At 70.4% G+C, this 2,423-nt stretch carries 4 protein-coding genes; 2 read left to right on the top strand and 2 right to left on the bottom strand.

What is annotated here, in order from left to right; genetic code table 11:
• Window positions 1-94: 94 nt before the first annotated feature.
• Window positions 95-931: an oxidoreductase gene (locus tag BST11_RS26680; protein ID WP_083141160.1), complete on the top strand. Its 837-nt coding sequence runs from the start codon at window positions 95-97 to the stop codon at window positions 929-931.
• Here the strand turns inward: BST11_RS26680 and BST11_RS26675 are convergent.
• Window positions 928-1,338, bottom strand: a complete 411-nt coding sequence (locus tag BST11_RS26675; protein WP_083141159.1) for a TIGR03667 family PPOX class F420-dependent oxidoreductase — start codon at window positions 1,336-1,338, stop codon at window positions 928-930. The two genes, BST11_RS26680 and BST11_RS26675, sit on opposite strands and share 4 nt — an antisense overlap.
• Before the next feature lie 33 nt (window positions 1,339-1,371).
• Between BST11_RS26675 and BST11_RS26670 the strand changes: the two genes are divergently transcribed.
• Entirely contained in the window at window positions 1,372-2,016 is a 645-nt protein-coding gene (locus BST11_RS26670; protein WP_083141158.1) for a nitroreductase family protein, read from the top strand.
• On the opposite strand, the gene BST11_RS26665 is transcribed toward BST11_RS26670, so the two are convergent.
• The coding region (locus tag BST11_RS26665; RefSeq protein ID WP_083141157.1) for a PE-PGRS family protein at window positions 2,017-2,423 on the bottom strand (407 nt) is incomplete at its 5' end.

Here is a 2,423-nt window from a genome sequence, read left to right as displayed (position 1 = left end):
GCCGCCCCCGCCGGCACCCTGACCCGCCCACCGAACGGCTGTACGGTACGAGCGAGCCGCGCAGCGGAGCTGGGCGGGCACGCAAGGAGGAGAAGTGTCGGAAAAGGTCTGGTTCCTCACCGGAGCGTCCCGCGGCTTCGGGCTCGAGATCGCACGGGCGGTGCTGCGTCAGGGAGATCGGGTGGTGGCGACGGCACGGCGCGCCGAGCAGATCCGTGCCGAACTGCCCGACGCGGGCGCGGACCTGGTGGCCGTCGACCTCGACGTCACCGATGCCGGTCAGGCGGCCCGGGCGGTGCAGGCGGGCATCGATGCGTACGGGCGGATCGATGTGGTGGTCAACAACGCCGGCCGGGGTCTGCTCGGCGCCGTGGAGGAGGCCTCCGACGCGTCGGTCCGCGCCGTCTACGAGGTCAACGTCTTCGGCACCCTGACCGTCCTGCGCGCCGTGCTGCCCGTCCTGCGCCGCCAACGCGCCGGCCACATCGTCAACATCAGCTCGGTCGGCGGGCTGCTGGGCTCGGCGGGCTGGGGGATCTACAACTCGACCAAGTTCGCGGTGGAAGGGTTCAGCGAGGCATTGGCCAAAGAGGTCGCGCCGCTGGGGATCAAGGTGACCATCGTCGAGCCGGGCTACTTCCGCACCGACTTCCTCGACGCCTCCAGCCTCGGAACCGAGGAAACCGTCATCGCGGACTACGAATCGACCGCAGGCGCGATGCGCGCCCGCGCGCTCGACGTCAACCACGAGCAGCCCGGTGACCCGGTCAAGGCGGCCGCCGCGATCGTGGACATAGCCTCCGCGGCCGAACCGCCGCTGCATCTGCTGCTGGGCACCGACTGTGTCAAAGCGGTCGAGGCCAAGACCCAGGAACTCCTCGCCGACATCGATGCGTGGCGGACCGTCTCGACCTCGACCGACCTCGATTAGCCCGTGGGCGTGGTCCACACCTTGGTCGGCGTGATCGCCAACCGGGTGCTGTAGGAGCCCATCGCCTCGGACAGACCGAACTTGTCGGCCTGCTCGCGGTACTTGGACCAGTACGGCCCGTCCTCCCGGCAGTCGACGCCGGTGGCGTCGATCCTCGCGGTCTCGCCGACCACGATGATGCCGGCGCCGTTGCCGTCGGAATCCAGGTTCAGGCTCACCGCCGGATGCGCCCTGATGTGGGCGACCTTGGCGGCCTGCGGCATCGAGTACACCGTCAGCTTGTCGCCGTCGAAGTAAAACCAGATCAGCCGGGGGACCGGTTGACCGGACTTCGCGACCGTGGTCAGCCAACCATAGTGATCCGACGTGAGCCGGCGGGAAACCTCTTGGGTGAGTTCGACGCTCATGGGCCGAATATAGGCCGACGGTAGTCTCCACACATGGCCCTGAACCTGTCCGTCGACGAAGTGCTCACCACCACCCGCTCGGTCCGCAAACGTCTCGATTTCGACAGGCCGGTGAGCCGCGAGGTGCTGATGGAATGCCTCGACCTGGCGCTGCAGGCGCCGACGGGTTCCAACTCCCAGGGCTGGCAGTGGGTGTTCGTCGAGGACGCCGAGAAGAAGAAGGCGATCGCCGACATCTACCTGGCCAACGCCCGGGGCTACCTCGCCGCGCCCTCACCCGAGTACCCCGAGGGCGACACCCGCGGTGAACGGATGGGGAAGGTCCGCGACTCCGCGACCTACCTGGCCGAGCACATGCACGAGGCGCCGGTCCTGCTGATCCCCTGCCTCGTGGGCCGGGAAGACAAGTCGCCGCTGGGCGGGGTGTCGTTCTGGGCCTCGCTGTTCCCGGCCGTGTGGAGTTTCTGCCTGGCGCTGCGCTCGCGCGGCCTGGGCTCGTGCTGGACGACGCTGCACCTGCTGCGCGACGGCGAAAAACGGGCGGCGGAGGTGCTCGGCATCCCCTACGACGAATACAGCCAGGGTGGGTTGTTCCCGATCGCGTACACCAAGGGCACCGATTTCCGCCCGGCCAAGCGGCTGCCCGCCGAGCAGCTGACCCACTGGGACAGCTGGTAACTATCCCGCATTTCCGTCGGCGCCGTTGGCGCCGTTGAACGCGTCGCCGCCGAGACCCGGCGAGCCCGGCTGGCCGGGAATCGATTGTGTGGCACCGATCGCAGTGCCCGCTGCGCCGGCGGCACCGGCAGCGCCATGGGTGCCGCCGGCACCGCCGGCGCCCCCTCCGCCGCCGGCGCCGGTCGCGCCCAGCATGCCGCTCAGCATCCCCGCGCGCCCTCCGCCGCCGCCGTGCCCGCCGTCGCCACCGTGGCCGCCGCCACCACCGTGGCCGGCGTCACCGCCGTTGCCGCCGTCGCCGCCTTGGGCGGTGAAGCTTGCGCTGAAGCTGTTGGCGCCGGGTGCCCCATCGACGCCGGTGCCCCCGGTACCGCCGCTCCCGCCGCCGCCTCCGGTGCCGCCGTGCC

The sequence above is a fragment of the Mycobacterium alsense genome (genome assembly GCF_002086635.1).
GTDB lineage: Bacteria > Actinomycetota > Actinomycetes > Mycobacteriales > Mycobacteriaceae > Mycobacterium > Mycobacterium alsense.
The sequence above is the reverse complement of the archived record's forward strand: the minus strand, read 5'-3'. Positions and strand labels throughout refer to the sequence as shown.

Coding starts and splice junctions, on each gene's coding strand:
- BST11_RS26675 (WP_083141159.1), bottom strand. CDS start 1,338: ATGAGCGTCGAACTCACCCAAGAGGTTTCCCGCCGGCTCACGTCGGAT.
- BST11_RS26670 (WP_083141158.1), top strand. CDS start 1,372: ATGGCCCTGAACCTGTCCGTCGACGAAGTGCTCACCACCACCCGCTCG.